At 62.7% G+C, this 26,151-nt stretch carries 21 protein-coding genes; 7 read left to right on the top strand and 14 right to left on the bottom strand.

Annotated features, from left to right (window positions below; all coding sequences use genetic code 11):
• Nucleotide 1 precedes the first annotated feature (1 nt).
• The 11 genes from coxB to BLR92_RS12030 form a co-directional block, all read right to left on the bottom strand.
• The gene (coxB, locus tag BLR92_RS12080) at nucleotides 2-1,033 is read right to left on the bottom strand and encodes a cytochrome c oxidase subunit II (RefSeq protein WP_089728885.1); all 1,032 of its coding nucleotides are present in this window, start codon (nucleotides 1,031-1,033) and stop codon (nucleotides 2-4) included.
• Nucleotides 1,030-1,848 (bottom strand): SCO family protein, encoded by an 819-nt coding sequence (locus BLR92_RS12075; RefSeq protein WP_089728883.1) that lies wholly within the window; start codon nucleotides 1,846-1,848, stop codon nucleotides 1,030-1,032. The genes coxB and BLR92_RS12075 overlap by 4 nt, the downstream gene beginning before the upstream one ends.
• Complete coding sequence (locus tag BLR92_RS12070; protein ID WP_089728881.1) at nucleotides 1,845-2,318, bottom strand: hypothetical protein; 474 nt, start codon at nucleotides 2,316-2,318, stop codon at nucleotides 1,845-1,847. The genes BLR92_RS12075 and BLR92_RS12070 overlap by 4 nt, the downstream gene beginning before the upstream one ends.
• Nucleotides 2,311-3,387, bottom strand: a complete 1,077-nt coding sequence (locus BLR92_RS12065; protein ID WP_175488797.1) for a hypothetical protein — start codon at nucleotides 3,385-3,387, stop codon at nucleotides 2,311-2,313. The genes BLR92_RS12070 and BLR92_RS12065 overlap by 8 nt, the downstream gene beginning before the upstream one ends.
• Entirely contained in the window at nucleotides 3,384-3,959 is a 576-nt protein-coding gene (locus tag BLR92_RS12060) for a c-type cytochrome (protein ID WP_089728879.1), read from the bottom strand. Before BLR92_RS12060 ends, BLR92_RS12065 begins: the two co-directional genes overlap by 4 nt.
• Complete coding sequence (locus tag BLR92_RS12055) at nucleotides 3,956-4,501, bottom strand: DUF3341 domain-containing protein (protein WP_089728877.1); 546 nt, start codon at nucleotides 4,499-4,501, stop codon at nucleotides 3,956-3,958. Before BLR92_RS12055 ends, BLR92_RS12060 begins: the two co-directional genes overlap by 4 nt.
• Nucleotides 4,494-5,852: an NrfD/PsrC family molybdoenzyme membrane anchor subunit gene (gene nrfD / locus BLR92_RS12050; RefSeq protein WP_089728875.1), complete on the bottom strand. Its 1,359-nt coding sequence runs from the start codon at nucleotides 5,850-5,852 to the stop codon at nucleotides 4,494-4,496. Before nrfD ends, BLR92_RS12055 begins: the two co-directional genes overlap by 8 nt.
• Entirely contained in the window at nucleotides 5,849-8,926 is a 3,078-nt protein-coding gene (locus BLR92_RS12045; RefSeq protein WP_089728873.1) for a TAT-variant-translocated molybdopterin oxidoreductase, read from the bottom strand. The genes nrfD and BLR92_RS12045 overlap by 4 nt, the downstream gene beginning before the upstream one ends.
• Complete coding sequence (locus BLR92_RS12040) at nucleotides 8,914-9,567, bottom strand: cytochrome c3 family protein (protein WP_089728871.1); 654 nt, start codon at nucleotides 9,565-9,567, stop codon at nucleotides 8,914-8,916. The genes BLR92_RS12045 and BLR92_RS12040 overlap by 13 nt, the downstream gene beginning before the upstream one ends.
• Before the next feature lie 124 nt (nucleotides 9,568-9,691).
• Complete coding sequence (gene ligB / locus BLR92_RS12035) at nucleotides 9,692-11,416, bottom strand: NAD-dependent DNA ligase LigB (protein WP_217636581.1); 1,725 nt, start codon at nucleotides 11,414-11,416, stop codon at nucleotides 9,692-9,694.
• Nucleotides 11,417-11,503: 87 nt separating this feature from the next.
• On the bottom strand, nucleotides 11,504-13,555 hold the full coding sequence (locus tag BLR92_RS12030; RefSeq protein ID WP_089728869.1) for a carboxy terminal-processing peptidase: 2,052 nt from the start codon (nucleotides 13,553-13,555) through the stop codon (nucleotides 11,504-11,506).
• Nucleotides 13,556-13,833: 278 nt separating this feature from the next.
• On the opposite strand from BLR92_RS12030, the gene BLR92_RS12025 reads away from it, so the two are divergent.
• Nucleotides 13,834-15,144 (top strand): M18 family aminopeptidase, encoded by a 1,311-nt coding sequence (locus BLR92_RS12025; protein WP_089728867.1) that lies wholly within the window; start codon nucleotides 13,834-13,836, stop codon nucleotides 15,142-15,144.
• An 87-nt stretch (nucleotides 15,145-15,231) separates the two neighbouring features.
• Here BLR92_RS12025 and BLR92_RS12020 read toward each other — a convergent pair whose 3' ends face one another.
• The gene (locus tag BLR92_RS12020; RefSeq protein ID WP_089728865.1) at nucleotides 15,232-16,884 is read right to left on the bottom strand and encodes a thiamine pyrophosphate-binding protein; all 1,653 of its coding nucleotides are present in this window, start codon (nucleotides 16,882-16,884) and stop codon (nucleotides 15,232-15,234) included.
• A 313-nt stretch (nucleotides 16,885-17,197) separates the two neighbouring features.
• Entirely contained in the window at nucleotides 17,198-20,272 is a 3,075-nt protein-coding gene (gene rne, locus BLR92_RS12015) for a ribonuclease E (protein WP_089728863.1), read from the bottom strand.
• 572 nt (nucleotides 20,273-20,844) lie between these two features.
• Between rne and rluC the strand changes: the two genes are divergently transcribed.
• From rluC to sppA, 3 genes are read left to right on the top strand one after another with little or no spacing between them, the layout of a single operon-like run.
• Complete coding sequence (gene rluC / locus BLR92_RS12010) at nucleotides 20,845-21,789, top strand: 23S rRNA pseudouridine(955/2504/2580) synthase RluC (RefSeq protein WP_089728861.1); 945 nt, start codon at nucleotides 20,845-20,847, stop codon at nucleotides 21,787-21,789.
• 21 nt (nucleotides 21,790-21,810) lie between these two features.
• Nucleotides 21,811-22,461: an HAD-IA family hydrolase gene (locus BLR92_RS12005; protein ID WP_089728859.1), complete on the top strand. Its 651-nt coding sequence runs from the start codon at nucleotides 21,811-21,813 to the stop codon at nucleotides 22,459-22,461.
• A gap of 30 nt (nucleotides 22,462-22,491) precedes the next feature.
• On the top strand, nucleotides 22,492-23,559 hold the full coding sequence (sppA, locus tag BLR92_RS12000) for a signal peptide peptidase SppA (protein WP_089728858.1): 1,068 nt from the start codon (nucleotides 22,492-22,494) through the stop codon (nucleotides 23,557-23,559).
• On the opposite strand, the gene BLR92_RS11995 is transcribed toward sppA, so the two are convergent.
• The gene (locus BLR92_RS11995) at nucleotides 23,556-24,164 is read right to left on the bottom strand and encodes a Maf family protein (protein ID WP_089728855.1); all 609 of its coding nucleotides are present in this window, start codon (nucleotides 24,162-24,164) and stop codon (nucleotides 23,556-23,558) included. The genes sppA and BLR92_RS11995 overlap by 4 nt on opposite strands.
• A 122-nt stretch (nucleotides 24,165-24,286) precedes the next feature.
• Here BLR92_RS11995 and BLR92_RS11990 point away from each other — a divergent pair, with 122 nt between their 5' ends.
• Genes BLR92_RS11990 through plsX form a run of 3 tightly spaced genes read left to right on the top strand, consistent with a single transcriptional unit; the run spans nucleotide 24,287 to nucleotide 26,148 of the window.
• Nucleotides 24,287-24,814: a YceD family protein gene (locus BLR92_RS11990; protein WP_089728854.1), complete on the top strand. Its 528-nt coding sequence runs from the start codon at nucleotides 24,287-24,289 to the stop codon at nucleotides 24,812-24,814.
• Between the two features lie 32 nt (nucleotides 24,815-24,846).
• Entirely contained in the window at nucleotides 24,847-25,017 is a 171-nt protein-coding gene (gene rpmF, locus BLR92_RS11985) for a 50S ribosomal protein L32 (protein ID WP_089728852.1), read from the top strand.
• 36 nt (nucleotides 25,018-25,053) lie between these two features.
• Nucleotides 25,054-26,148 (top strand): phosphate acyltransferase PlsX, encoded by a 1,095-nt coding sequence (plsX, locus tag BLR92_RS11980; RefSeq protein WP_089728850.1) that lies wholly within the window; start codon nucleotides 25,054-25,056, stop codon nucleotides 26,146-26,148.
• Nucleotides 26,149-26,151 lie beyond the last annotated feature (3 nt).

The following is a 26,151-nucleotide window of genomic DNA, read 5'->3' as shown; positions in this document are numbered from 1 at the left end:
CTCATGGCTGCGCTTCTCCCTGGGTTGGGTTCTGAGATGGGTTGGTCTTCCAGTCCAGCGGCTCGAGTGACTTGATGTAAGCGATGATCTGCAGGATTTCACCCTCGCTGATCTGACCGGAGTAACTCGGCATGATCGGATCGAAACCCGCCACCACGTGTTTTTGCGGCTGCACGATGGAGTCGTGCAGGTAGGCTTCATCGGCGATCATCGTGGCTCCGCCGGCCAGTGGCACCGCGCGGCCGAAGACACCGGCCAGGCTGGGTGCCTGAATGCCGGTCTTGCCCATATGACAGCCGCTACAGCCGTAGCTCTGGAACAGCTGCGCTCCGCTCACCGCTGGTGCTTCGCTCTCGCCCTGGCGGGTCAGCCATTGCTGGTAGTCGGCCTGCTCCATGACCACGATCTTGCCGCGCATCTGGGCGTGATAACTGCCGCAGTATTCGGCGCAGAACAGCCGATACACGCCCGGATTGTCGGCCGTGAACCAGACCTCGCGATAGCTACCGGGCAGCACGTCGCGCTTGAGGCGAAAGGCCGGCAGGTAGAAGCTGTGAATGACGTCCTGGGACGTGACCCGCAAATTGATGGTCTCGTCGACCGGGACGTGAATGGTGTTGATCTCGCGTGTGCCGTCCGGGTGTTGGACCTTCCACATCCATTGTTTGCCAATCACATTGATGGTCATCGCCGCGGATGGACCCCGAAACATGTCCAGATACAAGCTGCTGGCCCAGCCGAATAGCCCCATGAAGATCACCAGCATGATCGCCAGCACGCCGAGTTCGACGCGGCGATGAGTGTGCTCGCTGGATTGGCTCTCGCGATTGGCTCGGCTGTTGGCACGATAGCGATAGCCGAGGACCGCGATCAGCGCGAAGACGACCACCGTCAGCAGGCCGCATATCACGACCAACGCGATATACAGCGTATCGATTCGGCCAGCCATCGCGGATGCCTGCTCCGGCATCAGCGTCAGGCCCTTCGATACCTCGGGCAGGTAGTCGGGTAACGCGCTTGTCTCTGAACTCATGAGTGCTCCCGCCGTCGCATCCAGATTACCGCGCCTACCAGGGCCAATGCCGTGCCGCCACCAGCCACGCGCAGCAGATTCATCACCGCCAGGGTGTACTCGCCGGTTTCGGGGTCGTAGCGATAGCAGCGCAGCAGTATCCGATCCACCGGGCTGCCGATTTCACCCTGGCCGGCCTTGGTCAGTGCCAGGCGCAGATCCGGTGTCGCGGGGCGGATTCCCAGCAGGTATTGGCTGATGGTGCCGCCGGGCGCGATGATTGCCAGCCCGGCTGGGTGCGCGTACTGGCCGCTGGCTTCGTCATAGGCATATTCAAAGCCCAGCGAATTGGCCAGGGCATCGATGGCCGGTTTGCGCCCGGTCAGCAGGTGCCAGCCATCGGTCAGCTCGCCATGGCGACGGTGCAGTTCGTGCTTGATGCGCTGGGCATCCGCCGGCCCTTCATCGGGGGCGATACTGACCACCGCGACGCGGTAGGCATCGCGATCGAACGGTAGATTCTCGGTCGCCGCGGCGATGCGGTCGAGCAGCATCGGGCACAGTTGCGGGCAGTTGTACCAGGCCATGGCCAATATCAGCGGCTTGTCGCGGATCAGCGAATCGAACGCCAGGTGATTCCCTTCGGCATCTTGAAAGCGCAGCCCGCTGGGCAGTTTCGCGCCGATATGCTGTTGGTAGTTGACCTGTTCGATCATCGCCTGTTGCTTCTCGGGCGTTGGCACGGCCAGCACGCAAGCGGGCAGCAGCGACAGTGCGAGACAGAAATAGCCCGCCACGTAGCCCGTCAGGCCATGAACGGCGCGTCGTGTTCTCATGGGCTTGCCTCCTCGGCGCCGTTGGCGGGCGGTGGCGCTACCCACTGAGTCGCGGCATCGGGATCCGGATTGGGCGGCAGGCGCCGGTCGGGCACCGGCCCCTGGCGTGGCGGTAGGCCGCGCTCGACCAGTAGCGTCATGGCACGTTCGATGGGTAGACGAACGATATTGGCTTGACGATCGACCCAGCCGTAATGGGACATTTCGCGTGTCATGCGTGCTTCGAATGCCGCCAGGTCGGATTGTGGCGATGGTTGTAGGGCCGGCGCGGGGCTCTCTACCGGAGCCATGAGCGAAGTTTTGTCCGCAAAGGGATCATCGATAGACGGCGGTGTCGACCAGACCGTGTTCAACAGCACCCAGACCAGACCCAGGCCCAGTGGTACGAAGACGACCATGAATACGATTACGACAAGCGGTACGCGTGCGGGGGCATCGCGCATCTCGTGGCGCGGTTCACTATCAGCCATGACGACCCCCCTGCTCGATTGCACGTCCCGTCAGGTTCTCGCTCAGGTTCCTGTTCAGATTCGTGGACAACGCGCGTGACAGCCATAAGTAGCCAAGACCGCCAACCGCAATCAGCGCGGCCGGCCCCAGCCAGGCCTGGTTTGCCGGCCATTTGGAAAAGGCTGGCCACAGCATCCATTGCATATGCAGGACATGGCCGACCAGGCAGATCGCTGCCGTCACTTGTAGCCAGCTCGCGCGGCGCTTGAGCGATGACGACAGCAGCATCAAGAAAGGCACGAACAGGAACAGCGCGAATGCCAGGCGTCCGATAGGCCGCCAGGAGCCGCTGGTGCGTTGCAGATACCAGCCGATTTCGTGCGGCATGTTGCCGGACCAGATGATGATCAACTGTGAAAAGGCCATGAACGCCCAGCCAAGCAACATGCCGAGCCACAGGTTGGCGATATCGCTGCGTATTGCCGGGCGCAGCATTGGCGCACACAGCAGCAGGCCGAGCGCCATGGCCGAGGAGACGGCTAGCGTCATCAGTTCGAGGCCGAAGACATCCGAATAGAATTTCGGCTCCAGCGACATGAACCAGTCGAAGCCAAAGAAAGTGAAGGCCAGTACCCATAGGATGGCACCGGGAGCGTGGGCGCGACGATGCTGGCGCGGCTGGCACAACCACCAGGCCAGTCCGCCCCAGATCAACGCGTACAACAGATTGCGTATGACGAAGAATGGCATATTGAGATACAGCAGCTTGTGGCGCACGACCTCCGGCAACGTCTCCACCGGCGCCGTCCAGGGCATCAGCCAGCTCATGCCAAGCAGCGGCACGAGCATGGCCAGCAGGAACAGGTGCGTGGTCGACGCCAGCGCTTGCCATAGATAGCGACTCTCGTTGCCCCAGGCACCACCGGTCAGGCCATGGATCAACAGCACCGCAACCGCACCAAGCGGCAACATGCCCCAGGTCAGGGTCGCCACCAGCCAGGCCTGAAGGAAGGAACGCAGGTCGATGGCTACGCCCAGCAGGCAAACAGCCAGAGCGACGATGACGATAATCATGATAGCGCGTCTCATGGCGTCACCTTAGTTGCGTCGCCACGCTTCAGCCGTTGACGAACATCGGCGGGCACATCGGCCAGGCTGGCGTGGCGCGCGAGTTGCAGCGCGCGGATATACGCCGCGATGGCCCAGCGATCCTCTGGCGCCACGCGGTCGCGGTACGCATACATCACCCCGAAGCCGTCACTGATGACGTCGTAGAAATGCCGTAGCGGTGCCTGGCGCAAACGCTCGCTGTGAAAGGTCGGTGGCTGAGGAAAACCGCGCTGTACGACCATGCCGTGGCCGCTGCCGGTGCGTGCATGACAGGGCGAGCAATAGATATTGAAACGCTCGCGACCGCGTTCGAGCAGTTCGGCGGTCAGTGGCATCGGCAATTCGTCCGGTACCGGGCCGAGACGGGCATCGCGAGCGACGCTGCCGGGCACCGGAGTCAGCGCCGATTGGTCGTCGGCCCATTCTGGCGCCGCCTCGAATGTCTCGTACTTGGCCTGATCTTCCATGTGCGGTTGATCGCAGGCGGCTATGCTCAAGGTCATGCTCAAGGCCAAGAGGGCAGCGATACATGGGCGTGCGAGGCGCGTCATCGTGGCACCTCCTGAATTTCCTGCGCATGCAATTCTCGCAGGCGCTCCGACAGGCGCTGGCGGTCGTCACTGTTCTCGAACGAGAGCAGCACGAAGAACGCATCGTCGCTGGCGCGCAGGAAACTCTCGGCCTCGAAGGCGGGGTGATAAGGCTGGGGCAAACGGTTGCCGGCGATCATCGCCACCACCGCGCCGATGACCGCGGCGAGCAGCCCTAGCGCGACCACCACCGGGATAAACGCTGGCCAGCTATGTAGCGGTTTGCCGCCGACCACATAAGGGTAATCGACAACCGCGCTATACCACTGCATGTAATAGCCGGCGATCACCACGCCAATCGTCAGCGCCAGTGAGACGATCGGTACCCAGCGTGGCCGAAACGCCAGCTTCTCGGCCACACCCGCGACCGGATAGGGGCTGAAAACCTCCAATCGGCGGTGGCCGTCGGCGCGCAGGCCGGTCAGCGCGGCGAGCAGCGCCTCGGCGCTGTCGAAACGTGCCAGCAGCGAGACGGCCGAAGCGGCATGACGCGGATCAGCCATCGTCTCGCCCTCCGCGCCGAAGGGCGATCAGCGCACGCATGTCGTGCATCGACATCAGCGGCATGATCCGCACGAACAGCAACAGCAGGAAGCCGAACAGCCCCAGCGAACCGAAGTAGGCAGCCCAGTCCCAGCCAGTGGGCCAGTTGATATCCCAATTGGCGGGCATGTAGTCGGCATGCGTCGAGGTGAAGACGATCTGAAAGCGCTCCAGCCACATGCCGAGATTGCTGGTCAACGCCAGGCACAACATGGCGATGCCGGAGCGCCGCACGCGCTTGAACCACAGTAGCTGTATCAACACGGCATTGCAGAAGATCATGCTCCACCAGACCGGCGCATAGGGACCGGTCCAGCGGTCGATATACACGTAGCGGTAATAATCCTCGCCGGAATACCAGGCGGTGAACATCTCCTGGGTATAGGCATAGGTGACGGCCAGCCCGAACAGCAGCATCATGCGGCCGAGATAATCCAGATGGATATCGGTGACCAGGTCGCGCAGGCCGAACAACGAGCGTAGCAACACCGCCAGCAGGGCCACCGTGGAAAAGCCCGAGAACAAGGCGCCACACACGAAATAGGGCGGAAAGATCGTGAAGTGATAGCCCGGCACGATGGACACCGAGAGATCCAGCGAGATGATGCCGGTAACCGTGACCACGATCGGCGTAGCAACCGCGGCAAGAATCATCGTGGCCTTTTCGTAGCGCGCCCAGTGGGTGGCCGAGCCGCGCCAGCCGAGCGCCAGGATCGCGTAGAAATATTGCTGGAAGCGATGGGTCGCCCGGTCGCGCAGCGTGGCCAGATCCGGCAACAGGCTCATGAACAGAAATAACGACGTAAACACCAGATACATGGTGATGGCGAAGAAGTCCCATACCAGTGGGCTGCGCCACTGCGGCCACAGGTCCATGGTGTCCGGATAGGGCAGCAGGTAGTAGAAGAACTCCGCCCGCCCCAGATGCAGCAGCGGGTACATACCGGCGCAGACGATGGCGAACATCGCCATGGCCTCGGCAAAGCGATTGATCGAAGCACGCCATGGCTGTCGCGTGAGCAGCAGCACCGCCGAAATCAATGTGCCGGCATGGGCAATACCGATCCACCAGATGGTATTGACGATCGGCAAGCCCCAGGCCACTGGAATATTCAGGCCGAAAATGCCCACGCCGGTGGAAAACAGCACCCAGATTGCCACCAGTAGCATCAGGGTAAGCAGCGCGCAGATGACCAGCGCTATCCACCAGCCCAGCGGCGAGCGCTGATGCAGCACCAGATCGCTGATGCGCTGGGTCAGGCGGGCGTGAGTCAACTCCCTCGGAAGCAAGGGTTGCGGCTCGTGGCTCATGCGCGCTGCCCTCCCGAGGTATCGGTTGATGGGGCGGATGGCGTGTAATGGCCGACCGTCGTCCGCGCCTTGTGCGTCGCTTGATCCACGGCCATTGCCGTCGTACTGGATTCCAGCGCCGGATTGGGGTTGGTGACGGCAGCGAGATAAGTGGTGCGTGGGCGCACGTTGAGATTCGCTAGCATGGCGTAATGCAGTGGGTGCTCTTTTAGCCGTGCGACCTCGCTATCCTCACGGTTGAGATCGCCGAAAACGATGGCCCGGGTCGGGCAGGTCTGCTGGCAGGCGGTCTGCAGTTCGCCCTCGTTCAGTCCACGGCCTTCGAGCTCGGCATCGAGCGTTCGGCGCATGATGCGCTGTACGCAGTAGGTACATTTCTCCATCACTCCTTCCGCGCGCACGGTAACTTCCGGGTTTTGCACGGCCTTGGGCAGACTGTAAGTGGCTTCCTGGCCAGTGTATTGGAACCAGTTGAAACGGCGCACCTTGTAGGGGCAGTTCTGCGAGCAATAGCGGGTTCCCACGCAGCGGTTGTAGACCATCGCGTTCAAGCCGCTGGCGGTATGCTGCGTGGCGCCGACCGGGCAGACATACTCGCAAGGGGCATTTTCGCAGTGCATGCAGGTCACCGGCTGAAAAACCAGTTGTGGATCGTCGAGCGGGCCTTCGAAGTAGCGATCGATACGAATCCAGTGCATCTCGCGGCCGCGCTTGACCTCCTCGGGGCCGACGATGGGGATATTGTTCTCCGCCTGGCAAGCGGTCACGCAGGCATTGCAGCCGATACACGACGACAGATCGATCACCATGCCCCAGGCGTATTGCGACTTGCGCTCGGCGGGCCAAGGCTCGGGGTACAGCGACTCGTGGGGAATCTCATGCTGGGCGAAGCGCGGGTTGTTTCGATACGTCTCCAGGCTGGCGACCCGGATCAGGTCGCGGTCCTCGATGGCATGGTGATTCTGGGTGGTCGCCAGTTCGCGATGTTCGCCGGTCGCTTCCAGGCTGGCCGGCATCGCCCAGCGCGTGGCAACGCGCTGAAGCCGATAGGCGTCGCTGCCGATGCCTTCGGCGACATGCCCGGCGCCAGGGCGCCCATGGCCGAGGGTAAGCGTCACGCTATCGTCCGGCATGCCCGGCAGAATGTAGACCGGTACCTCGACATGGCGCTCGCCGACAGCGAGGCGCACCACATCGCCCTCGCCGAGCCCGCGCGCCTCGGCCAGCGCCGGGGCGATCAACAGGGCATTATCCCAGGTCAGCTTGGTCAGCGGCCTCGGTAGCTCCTGCAACCAGCCGTTGTTGGCATGGCGACCGTCCCATAGCGCGGGGTCGGGACTCAACTGCAGAACGAGCTCGGCATCGGTGGGCGCGCTTTCCGGTAGCGCGTTTTGCCAGTTGGGCTGTGGTGCCACGCTGCCTGGTGCGGCGGCGCTGTCGGCGATCATGCCGTCATGCAGCCAACGCCGCCAGCGGGCTTCAAAATCTCCATTGCCGTCGCGCTCGCGCCAGAAGGCCATCAGCAGTTCGCGTGGGTCGCCTTCGACGCCGTCCAGCAGGCCGCGATAGAACTGCAACGACGTAAGACCGCCGTGCAGCGGGCGAATCATCGGTTGCAGCAGGCTGATGGTGCCGTCGTGAGCACGGGCATCGCTCCAGGTTTCGAGTGGATGCGTGGCGGGGATGTGCCAGTGCATGAGTCGCGCGGTTTCATCGAAAGTTTCGCCGAAATGGCAGCGCCAGGGCACTTGGCCACAGGCCTCGGCGAAGCCCAACTCGCCCGGCGCGTTATAGGCCGGATTGCTGCCCATCACGATCAGGCTGTCGATATCGCCGGCCCGCATGGCCTCCACCAGCGCAGCAAGCGGCATGGCGCGATGGCTGGCATCTACAGGCTCGATAGCTGTCACGGTGTTGCCGTAAGCTCCCAAGCGATGGTTGATGGCCTGGACGATGGCATGCACCGCGGCCGGTTGCTGATCGCCGGCGACCAGCGCCACGTCGGGCGCCTGGCGCCTCAGGTCGTCGGCGACGGCGCTTAGCCAGGCGTCGTCGAGGGCTGGTTCGCTGGCTTTCAGCCCTGCGATACCCAGCGCCGTGGCGAGCTGGCGGGCCAGTATCTCGATACGATCGGCGCGTAGCCTGAGGCGATGATCGGCGACACTGCCGGTGATGGTAGGCGTGGCTTCGGCGACATACAGGCGGGTTAGCGCGTTGTCGTTGTCGCGCGGACGCCGGCCGGCCATCAGGTCGCGAGCGTAGCGCAGGAAACCTGGCTGACTTTGCAGGAAATCGGCATCGAGCGAAACCACCACCCGAGCGCGTTCGAAGCGGTAAACGGGCTCCACCGTGGTGCCGAACAACTGCTGAGTGCCGTCGTACAGCGAGCCGCGATCGACAGCGACGTGCCGGTGCCAACGCGCGCGGGGCCAACGCGCCAGCAGCGCCTGCAATTGGGCGAGTTCGCTCGGCGAGGTCAACGAGCCGGTGACGATGGCCAATCCCTCGCCCTGGCTGGCGCTCCATGCCCTTCGCTGGCTTTGCAAGTCGGTGAGAAAATTCCGGTAGGGTGCGACGTGGCCGCGCTGTTTGACGGCGCTGGCGCGGTCGGGGTCGTAGAGCGACAGCACGGATGCCTGCGAGAAGATGTCGCAGGCACCGAGCGTCGAGGGGTGCTCGGGATTGCCCTCGAGTTTTACCGGGCGGCCTTCGTGAGTCTGGGCCAATACGCCATGCGCGTAGCCGTCGATCAATGCGCTGGTGGCGTACTGGCGGGGGATGCCCGGCGTCAGGCCCTCGGGCATGTCCACATAGGGCACGATCCGTTCTTCGGGCTGGTTTTCGCAGCCCGTCAGCCCGGCCAGCGCGAGGCTCGCGGCCATCAGCTTGAGCACTCGACGGCGCGCCACCGGGGCTTCCCATAGTGCATGCCAGCGTGGGAATTCATCGGCGAGAAATTCAGCGAATTTCGGCTGTTCGGCCAATTCCTCGAGACTGCGCCAATACTGCACGCCGCGCCGACCGTCGAGCTCGCCACGCAGCGATTGCCAGTTGCTGGCCTTCATCGGTGGCATGTCGCGCACTCCTTGAGGGTGTCGGGGTGAATGCGGTAACGCTGCATCAACATCTGGCCGGAGGCGCCATCGGTCGCTGGCGAGTAGCCCATGCTGGTGATTTCATCAAGTGGGCGCAGGTTGGGGGCGGGGTTGCGGTGGCAACTCAGGCACCACTTCATGGTCAGCGGTGCTTTTTGTACTGTCATCGGCATCTTGTCGACGCGGCCGTGGCAGGACTCGCAACCGACCCCATTGTTCACATGAGCGCGATGGCTGAAGTAGACGTAGTCAGCGAGATCGTGAACGCGGGTCCAGCTCAGTGGCGTTTCGGTGGTCAGGCTTTGGCGAACCGGCGCTAGCATTTCGGCATTGGTCCACTCTTGGGAGTGGCAGGTCATGCAGGTCAGGGTCGGTGGAATGCCGGCGAAATCCGAGGTTTCAACGCCGCTATGGCAATACCGGCAATCCAGCCCCAAGCCGCCGACATGATGTTGGTGGCTGAACGGCACGGGTTGTTCGGGAGCGTAACCGACATCCGTTTGATAGGGAGAGCGGTAAACGACATAGGCGAACACGCTGATCGCCACGAGCAATGCCAGAATCCCCACCAAGATGACGACGGCCAGCGAATTCGCCCGACGGCGAAACAAAGGCGCCATCCTGCTTCCTTTGGGTTCTTCTTGATGTCCTTGTCGACACCGCCGTGGCGATGCCAGCTACTTAACTATAGGAAATCGTTATCAGTGCTCGCTAAATAACGATCGGTCCTAAGATTATTAGCTATTAGCGTAGCAGACCCCGTTCGGTAAGCCGTGAAAGCAGGGCGTCGATGGTCGGATGATGGAAGAATTGCATGAGCTGAGCGGCTCGGGTTTCCCCGATACCGGGTTGTCGTTGCCACTCCGGGGAATTGCGTTGGCGAAGCTGGGCTAGATCGACATGCCCGCGGGCATCCAGCAGCGCGTCTGATGGCACCGGCGGTAGCCCCAATGCGCGGAGCCAGGTAAGCGGAGCCTGCCGAAGGTCGGCCTGGAAGGTGGCATGCCATTGCTGGGCGCGTCGCGCTCCGACACCGGGTAGCGCTTTCAGTGTGACGATGTCGAGAGTCATCCAGTCCAGGAGGTCGTCGACCAGCCCACCCTCGACCAGGATACGCCAGCTACCTTCGGCGATGCCGGGCATGTCGAGCCCCTGATCGCTGGATAGCCAGGTGAGACGGGCCAGGAACTGTTGCCGGCAGCCATCGCCGAGCGTCAGGCAGCTCAACTCATGGTAGTCCTCCGTCGATGGAGCGCTTAGTTCGGGGCGAGGGATGGCTGCCAGCGTCACCTCATCGACCTGCGGAATGATCATTCCGGCAAGATGGATCGACACCTGATCGCCGGGGCGCACGTCGAGTTCTCGCCAGTGAGCCAGCGAGCCCAGGCTGACGCGGCTTACCGTACGATCGTTCAACTCGATGGGTGCCAGATGAGCGACCGGCGTGATGCGTCCGGTGCGGCCGATGCTGAATTCGATGGCGGTCACCAGCGCCAGGCTGCGCTGTGCCGGATGCTTCCAGGCGATGGCCCAATCCGGCGGTTCGGCTTGCCAGGTTCGTGGAGCGGGGCGCTGGCCCTGACGTACCACCACGCCATCGGTGGCAAAGGGCAGTTCGTGGCGATACCAGTGCTGGCGCTGCTCGGCCACGCCCGCCAGGCTGTCGGCGGGTCGCGTGTATTCGCGTGAGTCGGTGAGCCCCCATCCGGCCAACCGCTCGAGCCGGGCAAGCATGCTGGCAGGCCCGTCGGGCCAATCCCAGACGAATAATCCAATCGTGGCTGCCGCTTGCGTCGTTAGCCGTTCTCGGGCCATGAGGCCAACCACGGCGGCGCGCGCGCCGGCGGTGCCATCCTCGGATTGGATATGGCCGGGACGCCGAAGATACAATTCGCCCTGCAGTACGACGCGTGCTGGCGCGTCGCTCAGTCGCTTGGGGATGGCGTCGATGCGCCGGGCCTTGGCCAGCCAGTTCTGACCCCGCTCGCCATCGCCGCGGCTGATGGCCGCTGTCAGCTCACCCTGGCGATAAACCAGAGTGATCGCCACGCCGTCGACCTTGGGCTGAATCCACAAGGCGTGCGCCGCGTGGTGTTGCAACCAGTCCGCCATGGCCTGGCGATCATCGGCCTTATTCAGGCCGGTCTGCGGAATCGGGTGGGTGAGCGGTACGTCGGAGATCGGTTCCGTGGCTGGCGGCGAGGAAGGTGCGAACCCGAAACAGCTGCGCCAGTGGGCCTGGCGACGCTTGGCGGCATCGTAGACGCCGTCATCGACCAGGCGCCGACCCTGGCGGTAGTAGGCGTGATCCCAGGTGGCGATACGCGTCTGCAATCGATCGAGTGCGTGACGTGCTTGAGTCTCGTTCCACTGTGGACAGGGCGCCTCTTGCGCGTTGGCAGTGCCTGCCAGCGCCATCAGACAGAGCAGCAGGAACGTTGCCCATCTGGCAGGCAGGAATCGAAGCATGAACACTCTCTGGCCGTGCAGGTAATCCCGCGTTGCGCAACACAAGCGAAGTTACCCACGGCGGGACCGTGGGCAACTGGTGAGGACTCAGGCGGTGCCGATCAGGCGGGCATAGTCGAGCAGTATTTCGGCGCTTTCGACCACTTGGGCGCGGTCGACCGGCTCGACATTGTCTTGGTCTTCGATGTTGTTCGCTTCACGTGCCTGCGCCCAGTCTTCCAGCGGTTCGAGCCCGAGGGCGCGGCGACGCTGATTCTCCAGCGCCAGTTGCTCGTTTTCCTGGGCCTGCATTTCACGCTTGCGCTGTTCGCGGTTGAGGCTGATGGTCGTCTGCTGCTCGCGCAGCTGCCCGATCAACTCGGCCTGACGCTCCAAGTAGACGAAATTGGGGTTCTCGGCGATCCGCGCTTCGTGACGTGCCTCGAGCGTTTCCAGATAACGTTCGGGCTCACCGTACTGGCGATACTGAACCGCGCGCACGGTATCCCATGGCAGAGCATTGTCGAGACTGCTCTCGCCGATCAGGTCGGGGTCGACCAGGCTGGGGAACAAGATGTGTGGCAGCACGCCGCGATGCTGGGTGCTTGCGCCGGAAATCCGGTAGAACTTGGCACGAGTCAGCTTGATCTGGCCGTGGCTCAGTTCGTTGAGCGTCTGTACCGTGCCCTTGCCGAAGGTGCGGCTGCCGATGATCAGGCCGCGTCCGTAATCCTGAATGGCGCCGGCGAGGATCTCGGAAGCGGAGGCCGACAGGCGATTGACCAGTACCGCCAGCGGGCCATCGTAGAGCGTGCCGCTATCGGTGTCGCCGTACAGGCTGATGCGACCGCGCGCATCGCGAACCTGTACGGTGGGGCCGCGGTCGATGAACAGGCCGATCAGCGAATTGGCTTCCTGCAGGGCGCCACCGCCATTATTGCGCAGATCGAGCACGATGCCGTCGACACTGGCTTTCTTGAGTTTGACGATCTCCTCGGCAACATCGCGCGTGGTACTGCGGTAGTCTTCCTCGCCAGCCTGCCAGGCGTCGAAGTCGACATAGAAGGTGGGAATGTCGATGACCCCGATACGGTGTTCGCCATCGCCACGTTGTAAGGTGATTATTTCGCTGCTGGCCGCCTGATCCTCCAGCTTCACGGTGTCACGGACGATCTTCACGACATGCGTTTGGGTGACGTCCACCGCCTTGGCGGGGATGATATCCAGGCGCACGGTGGAGCCCTTGGGCCCACGAATCAATTGCACGACATCATCGAGGCGCATGCCGACCACGTTGACCATCGGGCCTTCTTTACCCTGGCCAACGGCGACGATCCGGTCGGCCGGCTGCAACACGCCGCTTTTATCGGCTGGGCCGCCGGGTACCAGGCTGGCAACCTTGACGTATTCGCCTTCGCTTTGCAGCAAGGCGCCGATACCCTCCAGTGACAGGCGCATCTGGATATCGAAGGATTCGCTCTGGCGCGGCGACAGGTACGCAGTATGTGGATCGATGGTGCCGGTGACGGCCGCCAGGAACAGATCCAGCACGTCCTCCGGGTTGGTCTGGCGCAGCCGCGAAAGCTGGCCTGTGAAGCGCTCGTGCAGCGTGTCCTGAACTTCCTCGGGAGTCTGGTCGCTCAATGATAGCGACAAGGCGGCGTTCTTCAGGCGCTTGGTCCATAGCTCGTCCAAGGCTGACGGGCTACCGGCCCAAGGCTCGTCCTCGCGCTCCAGCGCCAGGCGCTGGTTACCGCTGTAATCGAAATCGAGACCGGACTCGACCTGATCGATCAACCATTTCAGGCGTGCTTCCAGGCGTTCATGGTAGCGGCCATACAAGGCATAGACGCCTTCGAGCCGTCCTTCGCTGAGCGCATCGTCGAGAGACGTAGCGAGATCCGTGAAGGCATCAACGTCTCGCTGGAGCAGATAGGCGCGCTGTGAGTCGAGAATGTCGAGAAAGCGCTCGAAGGCCCGTTGTGACCATTCGTCGTCGAGATCGATATCGGAATAGTGGCCATAACGCAATGACTCGGCAACATCGACTGCGGCTTGGCGCTGGGCATCCGTGGGGCTAATCCCGGCGAATGCCGGGGCACACAGCACAAGCAGTAGTAAAACGGCTACCGTGCGCCGAGTGGCTGCAATCAGGCTCATCAATGAAGCACTCCCGGTTTCATGTACACTCTGTTCCCTAGATGACCGGTATGAGCTGTGCATGCCGGTTAGCCATTGTAGCACCTGTGTCGCCATACACAGACCCCCAACGGCCCGTCAGACATGACACTAAACGATTGAAAGAAAAATTAAGATATGCCCCGGCCTTTTTCGTTAAATTGCGAGCTATCACGTTTCACTGAAACACAAAAGATCGTTTCGAATGGCCTCTAGTCGTTTACGAACGGGCCAGCCGGATAGATTCCCAGAGGACGAACATGCCCTACGACCCTACCTTAGAACGATTACTGACATTTCTGCAGTCTTCTCCGACGCCTTGGCATGCTACGGCGAATATGGCGCGTCGCCTGGAGCAGACAGGCTTTCGGCGTCTCGACGAGACGCAGCCGTGGGCCCTGAGCCCCGGTGAGCGTATCGTGGTGACTCGCAATGACTCGTCGTTGATCGCCTTGCAGCTACCCGAAGGCCCGCTCGATGCATTGCGGCTGATCGGTGCGCATACCGATAGTCCTGGCCTGCGTCTCAAGCCGAATGCAGCGATTGTCGGACGCGATTGGTTGCAACTCGGGGTGGAGGTGTACGGCGGGGCATTGCTGGCGCCGTGGTTCGACCGTGATTTGGGTCTGGCCGGGCGCGTGCATGTGCGGCGCGCGGATGGTCGTCTGCAGGGCATGCTACTCAATATCGAGCGCCCGGTGGCGATCGTGCCGAGCCTGGCCATCCACCTCGATCGCGAAGCCAACAATGGCCGTGCCATCAATGCGCAGACGCAGATGGCGCCGGTACTGCTGCAAGGCGGCGAGGGCAAGGACTTCGACCGACTGCTCAAGCGTTGGCTTTACGAGCAGCACGATTTGGAAGACATCGACATCCTCGATTTCGAGCTGTGCCTCTATGATACTCAGCCACCGAGACGGGTCGGTGTCGACGGGGAACTGATCAGTAGCGCGCGTCTCGACAACTTGTTGTCCTGCTTCATCGGCATGGAAGCCTTGCTCGATAGCGATGGGACCCAGGGCGCGGTACTGGTGGCCAACGATCATGAAGAGGTGGGTAGTGCCAGTACCTGTGGCGCGCAGGGGCCGTTTCTGGCGGATGTGCTGCGCCGGGTGCATGCGCAGTTCGATAATGCGCATGAAGGCGACGGCGAGGAGAGCTGGTTCCGGTTGCTGCAGGCGTCGCGGCTGATCTCCTGCGACAATGCTCATGCGCTGCACCCCAATTTCCCCGACAAGCACGACGCGGCCCATGGGCCCGCGATCAATGGCGGGCCGGTGGTCAAGATCAATGCCAACCAGCGTTATGCCACCACCAGCGCCACCGCCGCGTTGTTTCGCGATCTGTGTCGCGAGGTGGGGGTGTCGTCGCAGACGTTCGTCTCGCGTGCCGACATGGCATGCGGCAGTACGATCGGGCCGATCACCGCGGCTGAACTGGGCATTCCTACGCTGGATGTCGGCGTGGCGCAATGGGGCATGCATTCGATACGCGAGACAGCCGGTAGCAGGGACCCGGATTATTTGATCCGGGTGCTGACGGCGTTCATCAACCGTCGCGAATTAAGTTGAGCTGAAATCTCGAAAACCGTGTCCCGCGTTCATTCCTGAACGAATGAGACGTGGAAGGGAGCGGTTACGAGAAATCGCCGAGTATACTCAAGCTCTTCCGGTGAGGTGGAGTTTTGGTGACAGGGCCTCCGGCGACACTCTCAAATCGAGAATGGCCGGTTTGCCCGCTTTCCGGGCCTCCTCGAATGCGTCCAGGAAATCCTCGTCGTTAGTCACAGTTGCGCCATGGGCACCATAGGCGCGGGCAAGTGCGGCAAAATCAGGGTTCGTCATTTGCGTGCCTGAGGGTCGACCAGGATAATGTCGTTCTTGATGCATCCGGATCGTTCCGTACATGCCGTTGTTCGATACCAGAACGATAACATTGGCACCATATTGGCAAGCAGTTCCAAATTCCTGCGCAACCATCTGAAAGCAGCCGTCTCCGGCGAGGCAGATCACATCGCGATCAGGGTGGCGCAGCTTTGCGGCAACCGCGGCTGGTAAACCATAGCCCATCGAACCCGAGGTGGGAGCCAGCTGCGTTCGCCAGCCACGGTAACGGTAATAGCGATGCAGCCACGCCGAATAATTGCCCGCGCCATTGGTCATGATCGCATCATCATCGAGCACTTCGTTGAGCCTGGTGATTACTTGCTCCATCCGTAGGCTGCCCGGCGTTTCCTGCGGTTGCTGCCACTGCTCGTAATCCGCTCGCGCCATGCGAACCCATTCGTCCCGGCTTGCTAGGGGTGCGTACGCGAGGTCAGCCAGTTGTTGAACCAGCGCGCCTGCATTGGCGATGACAGCCAGTTGTGGACGGTAGACCCGACCAATCTCGGAGGGATCGCTATGGACGTGAATCAACGCTTGTCGCGGTATCGGCGGCGTCACAAGGGTATATCCACTGGTGGTCATCTCACCCAAACGGGCACCTAACGAGAGGATGACATCGGCTTCTCGTACCCGGTTAGCCAGGGTGGGATTGATACCAATGCCGATATCGCCGACATAATTGGGATGGCGGTTATCGAGGTAGTCCTGGCATCGAAACGCTGCCCCGACGGGCAGCACGGCTTTCTCGGCGAACCGACCAAGCGCCGCGGCCGCCGCGGCCGACCAGCCACCACCTCCCACGATCACCAGCGGACGATCAGCCTTCGACAGGCGGTCGAGGATCGCGTCGATGTCGTCCTGCGATGCCTTGCCAGAGGGCAGAGCAGCCGAAGGCACCACTGTTGTGTTGCAAGCTGATGTCAACATGTCTTCTGGCAGGGCCAGCACTACCGGGCCTGGCCGTCCGCTCTGCGCGACATGGAAAGCATGACTGACGTACTCGGGAATGCGATCCACACGATCGATTGTCGCTACCCACTTAGCCAGGGGGCCGAACATGGCGCCATAGTCCACTTCCTGGAATGCTTCGCGATCCCGTTGGCCGCTGGCGACCTGGCCAACGAAGAGGATCATTGGCGTGGAATCCTGAAACGCGACATGCACGCCGCAAGAAGCATTGGTCGCGCCAGGTCCTCGGGTCACAAATGCAATGCCTGGCTTTCCAGTCAACTTACCGTCAGCCTCGGCCATCAAGGCCGCACCACCTTCGTTGCGGGCGACGATCGTATCGATCCCGGACTCGTACAGCCCGTCCAGCGCGGCAAGATAGCTTTCGCCGGGAATGCAGAAGACCCGGTCGACGCCCTGGGCTTTCAACGAGTCAATCAGGATGTGTCCGCCTTGCTGGCGAGCGGTCTCAGTCATGGTGCCTCCGGATGAATGCCACAGAGAGTCTTCGCGCGCAGCCAAGCGTTGCGCGGCACGCTCGAACCGGTCACGCGTCGCCCGCCTGCTTGATTTCCTGGAAAAATCTTTCAACCAGGTTGCAATCCTTGTAGCAGTGCCCGCTCGCACAGTCATTGAAAATAAATTTGATATTCGACCAAAGGAGGTGAGGCCCATTTCTCGAACGTCGAAGTTAGCACATGGCTCAAAACACAACGCCCGCGAGTCCTGGGACTCGCGGGCGTGCGGTGTAGCTGACCGTAAAGCTCGATCGTAAAACCCGACCGTAAACTCAGTGGCCGTCTTCGGCCTGGCTATGCCGGTGCTTCTCGCGCGGATCGTTATGGGCTCGACGAGCACGGCGACGACGGGTTGCCGGCGCGGCATCGTTGCTCGCCGGTTTACTCGCCTTCTCGGTCTCGTCTGTCGCGCTTGCGGCTTGTTCCGGCTCGGCGCTGGGCTTGGCGGATTCGGGCTTTTGCGCCGCTTCCTGCCCAGTGCGGGCGTCGACTTGAGCGGACTCGGCAGGCGTGGTGTGTTCGGCGTTAGTGTCAGCCGGTGCTTCCGGCGCCGGTTCCGCGCCATACAGCTTGGGCGGTTGCGGAGCCTGGGCCGGTTGGGCATTCGCTGCGGGCTCGTCGGTTGCGGGCTCGGTATTAGCCGCCGGGGCTTTCGCTTTCACGGCGGCCTTCCCGGGCGCATCCTGGGCCTTTGCGTCGTCGCCTTGTGCTGCCGTTGAAACCGGCTTGGCCGTGGCTTCACGCTTTCTCGCCCTGGCCGGTTTTTTCTCGGGCTTGGCGGCAGCGCTCGGTGCTTCGGTTTCGGCATTCTCGACCACAGACGACTCGTCGGCCTGTTGCCTGGCCCCTTCGCTCGTGCCTTCCGAGGGCTGGGCCGCGGCGGGTTGTGCTTCAGGCGTTTCAGCAAGAGTCTGCTCGGCAGATGCTTGCGGTGTTTCCTGGCGCTGGGCAAAGGCCGCGCGATCCGCGGTTTCGCCGTTATCGGCAGGCTCAGGCTGCTCGGGCTTGCGTTCGGCCTTTGCCACGCTCTTGAGTTCGGGCTCGGGCTTTTCCGCTGCCACTTCGGCGACCGGGGCAGGCGGCTCGGCGCTGGCTTCGGCCTGCAAACGCGCCTGCTCGGCGGCGGCCTGAGGATTCAAGGCGTGCTTGCGGCTGCGCTGGCGCGGGTTGTTGCGCGTGCGCTTGGGCTTGCCGTCGGTCTCGGTCGGTGCCTTGGCCTGTTCTTCGGGCTGGGGTTTGGCGCTGCCCTTGGTTTCGTCGCGGCGCGGTTTGGTATCGGCCTTCTGGGCCCGTTCGGCCTTCTCGGCTCGCTCCGGTTTCTGTGCGGTTTCTTCCTGGCGAGACTTGCCGCGCTGAGCCGGCTTGCCTTCGCTCTTGGCGGGGCGGTTGTCCTTGGTGGCGGTGCGGCTATCAGTCTCCGAGCGGTTGCCGCGCGGTGCGCGCCGATCGTCACGCTGTTCTTCGCGCTTGTCGTCACGCCGGCGGCGGTTGCCACCGCTACGTCCGCCGCGCTCGCCACGTGATTCGCCGCCGTCGCGCGGTGCCGCGCCCTGGCGCTGGCTAGGGCCGCTCGTGCGACGCCCACGCTCCTTGTCGGTATCGGAGGAGGGCGTTTGCTCGTCGCCACCCAGCAGCTTGCCAAAGAAGCCTTTGAACAGTGTCAGCACGCCCGGAGAGGCGCCGTCGGCTTCGACAGTCGCGGGCTTGCGGGCTTCGACCGGCTTCTGCAATGAATCCGGTGCCGGCGCGCTGTGGCTCACGGTCTTGACCGCGGCTTCGGCGCGTTGCACGGGCTTGGCGAACGCCGAATCGGGCTCCTTGCCGACCTCGGTCTCGGTGGACAGCTCAAAGCTGGGCTTGTCGCTGTCCTCGTCATTGAGATGGTCGTCGCGCAGGCGCTGCACGTCGTAGTGCGGCGTATCCATCTCGGGGTTGGGCAGCATGATGACGCGGACATCCTGGCGGCGCTCGATGTCGACCAGGCTGGCGCGCTTCTCGTTGAGCAGATAGGTCGCTACCGGTACCGGCAGGATGGCGCGAATGTGCGCGCTGCGCTCCTTCATGGCCTCTTCTTCGATCAGGCGCATGACCGAGAGTGACAATGAACGTATGTCACGGATGGTACCTTGGCCGTCGCAGCGCGGGCAAACCACGCCACTGGTTTCGCCCAGCGAAGGGCGCAGGCGCTGGCGGGACATTTCCATCAGGCCGAAACGCGAGATACGCCCGATCTGCACGCGCGCGCGGTCGAGCTTGAGCGCGTCGCGCATACGGTTCTCGACGTCGCGCTGGTTGCGCGCCGGCGACATGTCGATGAAGTCGATCACCACTAGTCCGCCAATGTCACGCAGGCGCAACTGGCGAGCGATCTCGTCGGCCGCTTCGAGATTGGTCTGCAGCGCGGTTTCCTCGATGTCGCTGCCACGCGTGGCGCGCGCCGAGTTGATATCGATGGAAACCAGCGCCTCGGTGTGGTCGATGACCACCGCGCCGCCCGAAGGCAGCTTCACTTCACGCTGATAAGCGGTTTCGATCTGGCTCTCGATCTGAAAGCGCGAGAATAGCGGCACGTCGTCGGCGTAGAGCTTGATCTTCTGCTGGTAGGAGGGCATCACCTGGCGAATGAAACCGAGCGCCTCCTGATGCACCTCGGGATTGTCGATCAGCACCTCGCCGATGTCCTGGCGCAGGTAGTCGCGCATGGCGCGAATGATGACGTTGGATTCGCGATAGATGAGGAACGGCGCCGAACGCTTGCCGGCTTCCTCGGTGATCGCTTCCCATACCTGGACCAGATAGTCCATGTCCCACTGCAGCTCTTCGGCACTGCGACCGATGCCGGCCGTGCGCACGATCACGCCCATCTTGTCGGGCAGCGTGAGCTGGCTCATGGCGTCCTTGAGTTGGGCGCGCTCTTCACCCTCGATGCGGCGTGAAATACCCCCGGCGCGAGGGTTGTTGGGCATCAGCACCAAAAAGCGCCCGGCCAGGCTGATAAACGTGGTCAGGGCGGCGCCCTTGTTGCCGCGTTCTTCCTTGTCGACCTGAACGATGACTTCCTGGCCTTCCTTGATCACTTCCTTGATGTTGATGCGGCCGGAAGGCTCCTTGGTGAAATATTCGCGGGAGATTTCCTTGAGCGGCAAGAAGCCGTGGCGGTCGGCGCCGAAATCGACGAAGGCGGCTTCCAGGGAGGGTTCGACGCGGGTGATCTTGCCGCGGTAGATATTGGCTTTCTTCTGTTCCCTGGCGCCGGATTCGATATCCAGATCGTAAAGGCGTTGTCCATCGACCAGCGCGACGCGCAGCTCTTCGGGCTGGGTCGCATTGATGAGCATCCGTTTCATAGTGTCTCGCTGAGTGTGGCGCGCCGGAGGGCGGCCGCTGCAATTGCGTCGGCGACGGCGAACCGCGTCGTGCTTCGTGCTGTGCTCAGCGCATGTCGTGAATGCGTCATCAACGCCAGACCCAAGAGGGCGGGCGCTGCTGGATCATGTTGAGTACGCGGCGGTGGCAGGACATGTTTCGGCGGGACTGTTCGATTCCCGTCCGGCCCTGCGGACTACCGCCAGACACCTGGCATTGTTCGATTCGTCGACGCCGGCCACCGGCACGGTATTGATATTCCCCGTGGCGCTATGGACCGTCCGTTTTGGGTGGGATCGGCCTGGGGCCCGGGCGTGGCGTAACGTCGTTTCTGCTGCTTTGGCGGCAAGGCATGAGAGTCAAACCCAAGCCTTGTCGCCGTATTCGTCGCTCGGGCCTGCGTGCGTGTCGTGCAGGCGCAAAAAATCGGGCATTCATTCCCATTGGAGCGAGTTCGGAATATATCAGTAAAGCGGCACGTCAGCAATTGGCGCGGGTCGTCGCTCAGTGCGATAGAATGCGCCTTTTGCCAAGTCCGTTCGAGGAAGAGTGCATGGCCGAAGGTCGCGAAGTCCAATGGGTGGAAATCACCGATGCCCAGGCTGGACAGCGCATCGACAACTTCTTGCGCACGCGCCTGAAAGGCGCTCCCAAGGCGTTGATCTATCGCATCGTGCGCAAGGGCGAGGTGCGGGTGAACAAGAAACGCATCAAGCCCGATTATCGTCTGGAATTCGGCGACCTGGTACGTATTCCGCCGCTGCGTCTGGCGCCCGAGGAGGCGGTGCGCGAGGTCAGCGACAACCTGCGCAATTTACTGGCTGGTAGCGTGCTGGTGGAAGGTCCCGACTGGTTGGTTATCAATAAGCCTTCGGGGCTGGCGGTGCATGGCGGCAGTGGCGTGAAGATCGGCTTGATCGAGGCTCTGCGCCAAGTGCGCGAGGACCTGGACTTTCTCGAATTGGTACACCGCCTGGATCGCGACACGTCGGGTTGCCTGCTGCTGGCCAAATCACGCACGGCGCTGGTCACGCTCAATACGGCGCTCAAACAGCACCAAATGGACAAGCGCTACCTGGCGCTGGTGGAAGGGCGCTGGCCGGCGCGGCGCGATTTCGTCAGTGCTCGCCTGGATCGTTTCGAGGCCGGCAATGGCGAGCGCCGGGTGCGGGTCGATGCCAATGGCAAGGTCGCGCGCACGCGCTTTGCGGTGCGCGAGAGTTTCCCCAACGTCACGTTGATCGAGGCCGAGCCGGTGACCGGCCGTACCCACCAGATTCGCGTGCATGCCGCGCATGCCGGCCATGGCTTGCTGGGAGACGACAAATACGGCAGCCGCGAAGGTCAGCGTCAAGCGGCCCGACTGGGCCTGGAGCGCCTGTTTCTGCATGCGGCCTCGCTGAGCTTTCCCGAGCCCAATAGTGGTCGCCCCGTGCAGATCAAGGCGCCGCTCGGTGAAGAGCTGGAGTCCGCGCTGGCGCGTGCTCGCGCGTCGTGAAATGAATAGGCTGGAGGCTGAATGCGCTATCGACTGCTGATTTTCGATTGGGATGGCACCTTGATGGATTCCGAGGCGCGCATCGTTGCCTGCATGCAAGCGGCGGCGCGTGACGTCGGTTGGCCGGATCTAAGTCCTGCGTGCGTGCGCGATATCATCGGTTTGGGGCTGCCCGAAGCGATCGCGCGAATGTGTCCGGGGATGGCCGACGATCAGGCCGAAGCGCTACGCTTGCATTATTCGCGGCACTTTTCAGCCGCCGATCAAACACCGATGACGTTCTTTGAGGGTGTCGAAGCAGGCATCCAGCGGCTGCGCGATAACCCGCGAACACGCCTGGCGGTGGCTACCGGCAAGAGTCGGCGCGGCCTCGATCGGGTGTTCGGGGCTACCGGCAGCGGCGCCTGGTTTCATGCCAGCCGCACCGCCGACGAAACGCTTTCCAAGCCGCACCCACGCATGCTCGAGGAGTTGCTTGCCGAAACCGGCATCGGCGTCGACGAGGCACTGATGATCGGCGATACCGAATACGACCTGGAAATGGCCCGCGCACTGGGCATGGATCGTATCGCCGTCACATACGGCGTGCATGCTCGGGAGCGCCTGCACGCATGCGAGCCTGTTTTCGCCGCTGACACCTTTCCCGAATTGATCGATTGGCTGCATGCCTGATCGTACTGACGACCGCCAGCGAGACTGCCGATGAGTGACGACGAACGCTACGACCAGTGGACCCAGGGCCCCCAGGTCGATCCTGAGAAGCCGGGCCGGGAAGCGTCGGCCCAAACACCGTCGGACGAGGATGCCGATACGCTGCGCGAGCGCCAGCGACTGGCGCAGCTCGAGATGATGGATCGCTGGATTGGTGGCGTGCTCACCGAACAGCGTCGCACGCGGCGTTGGAAACTATTCTTTCGTTTTCTGTTCGCAGCGCTGATTCTGGCTTCATTGGCGCTGGGTGCGTATGGGGTGTTCTTGGCGAGCAGCGTGCCGCTGCCTACGGGTAAGCATTTGGGCGTGGTCAAGGTCGAGGGCGTGATCGATGCCGACTCCGCGGCCAGCGCCGAGCGCATCATCGAGGGGGTGCGTCGGGCATGGGAGCACCCGGAGGCCCGCGCGGTGGTGTTGCACATCAACAGCCCCGGTGGTAGCCCGGTGCAATCCCAGCGCATCTACGACGAACTGCGTCGCCTGAGCGCCCTGGGTGACAAGCCAATCTACGCAGTGGTCGAGGACATCGGCGCCAGCGGCGCCTATTACATCGCTGCCGGTGCCGATGCCATCTATGCGGCACCGGCCAGCCTGGTGGGCTCGATCGGGGTGATCTACGCGGGCTTCGGGCTCGAGCAAGCGATCGAGCGACTGGGTGTCGAGCGGCGCGTCTTCACGGCGGGCGAGAACAAGGCGTTTCTCGATCCGTTCAGCGAAATCGCCCCCGACCAGCAGGATTTCTGGCAACAGGTGCTGGAAACCACCCACCGACAGTTCATCGATGACGTCAAGGCCGGTCGGGGCGACCGGTTGGTCGATGACCCGCGGTTGTTCTCGGGGCTGATCTGGACTGGCGAGCAAGCGCTCGAACTGGGGCTCATCGATGGCTTGAAGAGCCTCGATCAGTTGGCCCGGGAGCGGCTGGGCGAACCCCGCACGCGCGATTACACGCCGGCGCTCGATCCATTCGAACGTTTCTCGCGGCAGTTCGGGCGTGTCGCCGTCGAGTGGCTGGGGCTGCCAAGGACGGTTTCGCCGCTGCGCTATGAGCTGCCTTAGTCGTCGGAAACCGGGTCCAGCAAGGGATCAATGCCGGCTTCGCGTAGCAGCGCGCACAGGCGAATGAGTGGCAGGCCGATCAGGGTGTTGGGGTCGTCGCCCTCAAGGCGCTCGAACAGGGTGATGCCTAACCCCTCCATGCGAAAGCTGCCGGCGCTGTCGAGGGGCTGCTCGCGCGCCACGTAGCGTTCGATCTCGGCGTCGCTGAGCTTGCGAAATACGACATCGAAACGTTCGTGACAGACCCGGTGCCAGGCGCGCGAGGTGTCGATCACCGCCAGGCCGGTAATGAAGCGCACGCGTTGGCCGGAAAAACGCGCCAGATTGGCTCGGGCAGTAGCCGTATTGCCGGGCTTGCCGAGTATCTCGCCATCGAATACCGCGACCTGATCCGAGCCGATGACGATATGCTTGGAATAATCGGCGGCGATGCGTTCGGCCTTGGTGAGCGCCAGACGATGCACCAGCGCCTCGGGTGTCTCATTGGGATGGGGTGTTTCGTCGATATCGGGACTGGCCCAGGCGTAGGGAATCTCCAGCCTGTCGAGCAATTGGCGACGCCAGCGCGAGCCCGAAGCGAGAACCAGGCGTCGATGGTTATTCATGCGGGTAATTCCTTGTCGTGGATCGAATTGCTGGCCAGTTTGCCGCGTCATGCCTTGTCCTGTATAGCGCGGTGCAAGCTGCGCTTTGACAGGCCTCGGGGGAATCCCTATTATTGCGCGCCATGTTGACCACAAGACTTCCTATCCGGGTCGAGCCTTATCGGCTCGCCGCCAATGCCGAACGCATCGAGGGCCTGATATCGCTCGCGGGCATGACGCGTTTTGCTGAAGAAGCCGGCGAGCAGCAGGGCGATGGCGAGGTCCGCCTGGATTTCGGCATCGACACCCAGGGGCGGCGTTTCATCGAAGGGTGGCTGAAGGCCGACGTGCAATTGCCGTGTCGGCGCTGCCTCGAGCCCATGCCGGTAACTCTCGAGAGCCATTTCCTGTTGGGCATGGTGGCTAGCGATGCACTGGCGGCGGAGCTTTCGAATGCGTACGAGCCGGTATTGGTGGAAAACGAACAGCTTGATCTGCTGCCGGTGATCGAGGATGAACTCATCCTCAGTCTGCCGCAGGTCGTTTATCACGATGAAACCCAGTGCGCGGTTTCGCGGGATCAGATGGCCAGTGGCGAGGACTCCGAGGTTGTGGAAGAGCCGACGGAAAGCCCCTTCGACGTGCTGCGTACGTTGAAGGACAAACACTGAATTCAACCCGATACACTCTGGAGTGATAGCTCATGGCAGTTCAACAGAACCGCAAAACCCGTTCCAAGCGCGGCATGCGTCGTAGCCACGATGCCTTGTCCTCACCGGCACTCGCTCAGGACAAGGAAACCGGCACCACGCATCTGCGCCACCATGTCTCCCCGGACGGCTTCTACCGTGGTCGTAAGGTCGTCGACGTTTAAGTCGGCGATTGCTCTGGCAGCGTTTCCTATCTAATCGTGCGGATTGCCATCGATGCGATGGGCGGGGACCTCGGTCCCCGCGCTACCGTTTGGGGCACGGCCGAAGCGCTGCTCGTCCATCCTGAGCTCGAAGCGTGCCTGTATGGGCCGCTCGATATGCTGGAAGCCGAGCTGGCGCGTCTGCCCAGGCGGCTGCATGGGGTCGGCTCACGTTTGCTTCCCAGTCATGCGCCGCGGATCATTCCCCAGGATATGAAGCCCTCCAGTGCATTACGCGCGGCCCGGGACTCCAGTCTGGCGCTGATGCTCGAGGATGTCGCATCCGGACGCGCTGCGGCCGGGGTCAGCGCCGGCAACACCGGTGCGTTGATGGCACTGTCTCGGCGTGCGCTGGGCACGGTGGCGGGAATACCCCGCCCGGCTATCAGTACCGCCATTCCCACTCAGGGTGGCGGTCGCTGCTATATGCTCGATATGGGCGCCAATATCGAAGCCTCGGCACAGCGGTTGGTCGAGTTCGCGCTGATGGGCAGCGTCATGGCACGCCAGGTCGATGGCCTGGCGCGTCCGCGCGTGGCGCTGCTCAATGTCGGCGTCGAAGCGACCAAGGGCACCGCGAGCGTGCGCCAGGCCGATGCCCGGCTACGAGACATGCCGGAGATCAATTACATCGGCTTCGTCGAGGGCGATGGCGTGTTCAACGGCAGCGCCGATGTCGTGGTTTGCGATGGCTTCGTCGGCAATATCGTGCTCAAGGCCAGTGAAGGTCTGGCGCGAATGCTGGTCGAGCGGGTGCAGGCGACCTTCGATGCCCATTGGGGTAGTCGGCTGGTCAGCTGGTTGGCGCGACCGGCGCTGCACCGGGTCAAGCGTCGGCTCGACCCGGTGCGTTACAATGGCGCCAGTCTGTTGGGGCTGGCAGGCATCGTGATCAAGAGTCACGGGCGTGCCGATGCCCAGGGCTTCGCCTGTGCCGTGTCACGGGCGGTGCAGGAGGTTCGCATGAATCTACCGGAGCATCTCGAGCGTGAGTTGGGCCAGCGGTCCGCTATCGCGTCGATCGCGTGCGGTCGACGCGATAGCGGGTTTCCAACCCGTTCGCAGTCCCAAGATTTCAATCCTGAAAGGTGAATG

The organism is Modicisalibacter muralis (assembly GCF_900102945.1).
Lineage (GTDB): Bacteria > Pseudomonadota > Gammaproteobacteria > Pseudomonadales > Halomonadaceae > Modicisalibacter > Modicisalibacter muralis.
The sequence above is the reverse complement of the archived record's forward strand: the minus strand, read 5'-3'. Positions and strand labels throughout refer to the sequence as shown.

Coding starts and splice junctions, on each gene's coding strand:
- coxB (WP_089728885.1), bottom strand. CDS start 1,033: ATGAGTTCAGAGACAAGCGCGTTACCCGACTACCTGCCCGAGGTATCG.
- BLR92_RS12075 (WP_089728883.1), bottom strand. CDS start 1,848: ATGAGAACACGACGCGCCGTTCATGGCCTGACGGGCTACGTGGCGGGC.
- BLR92_RS12070 (WP_089728881.1), bottom strand. CDS start 2,318: ATGGCTGATAGTGAACCGCGCCACGAGATGCGCGATGCCCCCGCACGC.
- BLR92_RS12065 (WP_175488797.1), bottom strand. CDS start 3,387: ATGAGACGCGCTATCATGATTATCGTCATCGTCGCTCTGGCTGTTTGC.
- BLR92_RS12060 (WP_089728879.1), bottom strand. CDS start 3,959: ATGACGCGCCTCGCACGCCCATGTATCGCTGCCCTCTTGGCCTTGAGC.
- BLR92_RS12055 (WP_089728877.1), bottom strand. CDS start 4,501: ATGGCTGATCCGCGTCATGCCGCTTCGGCCGTCTCGCTGCTGGCACGT.
- nrfD (WP_089728875.1), bottom strand. CDS start 5,852: ATGAGCCACGAGCCGCAACCCTTGCTTCCGAGGGAGTTGACTCACGCC.
- BLR92_RS12045 (WP_089728873.1), bottom strand. CDS start 8,926: ATGCCACCGATGAAGGCCAGCAACTGGCAATCGCTGCGTGGCGAGCTC.
- BLR92_RS12040 (WP_089728871.1), bottom strand. CDS start 9,567: ATGGCGCCTTTGTTTCGCCGTCGGGCGAATTCGCTGGCCGTCGTCATC.
- ligB (WP_217636581.1), bottom strand. CDS start 11,416: ATGCTTCGATTCCTGCCTGCCAGATGGGCAACGTTCCTGCTGCTCTGT.
- BLR92_RS12030 (WP_089728869.1), bottom strand. CDS start 13,555: ATGAGCCTGATTGCAGCCACTCGGCGCACGGTAGCCGTTTTACTACTG.
- BLR92_RS12025 (WP_089728867.1), top strand. CDS start 13,834: ATGCCCTACGACCCTACCTTAGAACGATTACTGACATTTCTGCAGTCT.
- BLR92_RS12020 (WP_089728865.1), bottom strand. CDS start 16,884: ATGACTGAGACCGCTCGCCAGCAAGGCGGACACATCCTGATTGACTCG.
- rne (WP_089728863.1), bottom strand. CDS start 20,272: ATGAAACGGATGCTCATCAATGCGACCCAGCCCGAAGAGCTGCGCGTC.
- rluC (WP_089728861.1), top strand. CDS start 20,845: ATGGCCGAAGGTCGCGAAGTCCAATGGGTGGAAATCACCGATGCCCAG.
- BLR92_RS12005 (WP_089728859.1), top strand. CDS start 21,811: ATGCGCTATCGACTGCTGATTTTCGATTGGGATGGCACCTTGATGGAT.
- sppA (WP_089728858.1), top strand. CDS start 22,492: ATGAGTGACGACGAACGCTACGACCAGTGGACCCAGGGCCCCCAGGTC.
- BLR92_RS11995 (WP_089728855.1), bottom strand. CDS start 24,164: ATGAATAACCATCGACGCCTGGTTCTCGCTTCGGGCTCGCGCTGGCGT.
- BLR92_RS11990 (WP_089728854.1), top strand. CDS start 24,287: ATGTTGACCACAAGACTTCCTATCCGGGTCGAGCCTTATCGGCTCGCC.
- rpmF (WP_089728852.1), top strand. CDS start 24,847: ATGGCAGTTCAACAGAACCGCAAAACCCGTTCCAAGCGCGGCATGCGT.